The organism is Streptomyces sp. NPDC002773 (assembly GCF_040295605.1).
GTDB lineage: Bacteria > Actinomycetota > Actinomycetes > Streptomycetales > Streptomycetaceae > Streptomyces.
This window is the reverse complement of sequence record NZ_JBEOVO010000073.1, coordinates 1-3,105: the sequence shown is the minus strand read 5'-3', so window position 1 is coordinate 3,105 and position 3,105 is coordinate 1. Positions and strand designations below refer to the sequence as shown.

General features: G+C 72.8%; 1 protein-coding gene. It reads left to right on the top strand.

Annotated elements, in window-relative coordinates; translation table 11 throughout:
* Positions 1 to 105: 105 nt before the first annotated feature.
* Positions 106 to 3,105 (top strand): condensation domain-containing protein (locus ABT034_RS35175; RefSeq protein ID WP_351221176.1); only part of this gene is annotated, 3,000 nt, incomplete at its 3' end.

Here is a 3,105-nt window from a genome sequence, read left to right as displayed (position 1 = left end):
GATGTGGTGCGGTGGTCGGCGGACGGTCGTCTGGTGTTCCTGGGGCGTGCCGATGAGCAGGTGAAGGTACGCGGGTTCCGGGTGGAGCCGGGTGAAGTCGAGGCGGTGCTGCTCGGGCATCCGTCGGTGGCGCGTGCGGTGGTCGTGGCGCGCTCCGACGGTCCTGATGGCGGTGCCGTGCTGGTGGGTTATGTGGTGCCGGCGGCCGGGGCCTCCGTCGATGCCGCGGCCGTGCGGGCGTACGTCGGGCGGTCGTTGCCCGAGTACATGGTGCCGCTGGTGGTCGTCCTCGACGCGCTGCCGTTGACGCCGAGCGGGAAGGTCGACCGCAAGGCGCTGCCGGCGCCCGACCTGGGCGCGGTGGTGTCCTCGCGGACACCCCGGGACCCGGTGGAGGAAGTCCTGTGCGCGCTGTTCGCGCAGATTCTCGGCCTGGAACGGGTCGGCATCGACGACAGCTTCTTCGAACTCGGCGGCCACTCCCTCCTCGCCACCAGGCTCGTCAGCCGAGCCCGTTCCGCCCTCGGTACGTCCCTGTCGATCAGGGACGTGTTCGAGGCACCCACCGTCGCCGCACTCGCCGACCGGGCCCGCTCCGGAGAACGCGACCGGCCCCCGCTCACCGCCGTACCGCGCACCGGCGCCCTGCCGACCTCGTCGGCACAGCGCCGACTGTGGTTCCTCAACCGTCTTGAGGGCCCCGAGTCCGCCGCGTACAACATGCGCTTCGCGGTGCGGTTGTCGGGTCCGCTCGATGTGGCGGCCCTCGGTGGGGCGCTGGCGGATGTGGTGGGGCGGCACGAGAGTCTGCGGACGGTGTTCCCGGAGGTGGACGGGGAGCCGAGGCAGGTGGTCCTCGACGCGGCCGAGGTGTGGCCGGGTCTGGACGTGGTGGACCTGGTGGATGGGGACGCCGCTGGGGAGGTGTCGGCGGCCCGTGCGGCCCGTGGTTTCGACCTGACGGCCGAGATCCCGCTCCGCGCCCACCTCTACCGCACCGCCCCCGACGAGCACCTGCTGCTCCTGGTCGTCCACCACATCGCGGCCGACGGCTGGTCCGTCGCCCCGCTCACCCATGACGTGTCGCGTGCGTACGCGGCGCGGTGCGGGGGCGGCGCCCCGGAGTGGTCGGCGTTGCCCGTGCAGTACGCGGACTTCGCGGTGTGGCAGCGGGACCTGCTCGGCGAGGAGTCGGACGCTTCGAGCGTGGTGGCCCGGCAGTTGGCGTACTGGCGCGAGCTGCTGTCCGGGGCGCCGGAGGAGTTGGCGTTGCCGTTCGACCGTGCGCGGCCGGCGGTGATGTCGCATCGGGGTGGGACGGTTCCGTTCCGGCTCGACGCGGGGGCTCACGGTGCTCTGGTGCGGTTGGCGCGGGAGTCGGGCGCCTCGGTGTTCATGGTGCTCCAGGCCGGTCTGGCCGCGTTGTTGTCGCGGTTGGGCGCGGGGGAGGACGTGCCGATCGGCTCACCCGTGGCGGGCCGGCTGGACGACGCTCTGGACGAGCTCGTCGGCTGCTTCATGAACACCCTGGTGCTGCGGACCGACGTGTCCGGAGACCCGGCCTTCCGCGACCTCCTCGACCGCGCCCGCGACACCGCACTCGGCGCGTTCGAGAACCAGGACGTGCCCTTCGAGCGGCTCGTCGAGGTCCTCGACCCAGAGCGGTCCATGGGCCGCAACCCCCTCTTCCAGGTCATGCTCTCCCTGCAGAACAACGAGCACACCGACCTCCACCTGCCCGGCCTGACCGTCGCACCGGAGCCCGTCGGCGCCGACACCGCCAAGTTCGACCTGTCCCTCACCCTCATGGAGCGGCAGGACGGCGACGGCGCCCCCGACGGCCTGGAAGGATTCCTGGAGTTCAGCGCCGACGTCTTCGACGAGTCGACGGCGGCCTCGGTCGCCGCACGCCTCGCCCGGCTCCTCGAACAGGTCGCCGACGACCCCGACCTCCCCGTCAGCGGCATCGAACTGCTCACCGCGGAGGAACGCCACCGCATCCTCACCGAGTGGAACGACACCGCCCACCCGCTGCCGCCGGTCACCCTCCCCGAGGCGTTCCAGCGGCAGGCCGCACGGTCGCCGGAGGCGGTCGCGGTGGTGTCCGGCGGTACGGAGCTTTCGTACGGGGAGCTGAACGGGCGGGCGAACCGGCTGGCGCGGCAGCTGATCGCACGCGGCGCCGGGCCCGAGCGGCTCGTGGCGCTCGCGCTGCCGAGGACCGAGGCCATGGTCGTCGCGCTCCTCGCCGTCCTCAAGTCCGGCGCCGCCTACCTCCCCGTCGACCCCGCCCACCCCGCCGAACGGATCGAACTGGTCCTCGGCGACGCCCGTCCGGCCCTCCTGGTCACCGACACGGCGACCGCCGGCAGGCTCCCCGACACCGGGGTTCCCCGGCTCGTCCTCGACGACCCCGGAACCGCCGCGGCCGTGGCCGCACACGACGCCGCCGACCTCGACGACGCCGGACGTGCCGCCCCGCTGGACCCCGCGCACACGGCGTACGTCCTCTACACCTCGGGTTCCACGGGCCGGCCCAAGGGCGTGGCCATCGAGCACCGGAACCTGATGAACTTCCTGCTCTCGATGGCCGAGCGCTTCCCGATGGACGCCCGGGACCGGCTCCTCGCCGTCACCACCTGGTCCTTCGACATCGCGGGCCTTGAGGTGTACGTACCGCTGCTGTCCGGTGCCGGCGTCGTCGTCGGCGAGGACGGAGTGGTCCTCGACCCCGAGGCCCTCACCGCGCTCATCGAACGGGCCGGGGTCACGGTCATGCAGGCCACCCCCGCCCTCTGGCAGGAACTCGTGGCGCGCGAGCCCGAAGCCGTACGCGGTCTGCGCGTCCTCGTCGGCGGAGAGGCCGTGCCCGCCACGCTCGCCGAGACGCTGACCGCCCACGCCGCCGAGGTGACCAACCTCTACGGCCCGACCGAGACCACCATCTGGTCCACCGCCACCCGGCTCGTCGCCGACGAGCCCGTGACCCTCGGCCGTCCCATCCGGAACACGGGTGTGTTCGTGCTGGACGGGGGGTTGCGGCCGGTTCCGGTGGGTGTGGCGGGTGAGTTGTACCTCTCGGGTGCGGGTGTGGCCCGGGGGTAT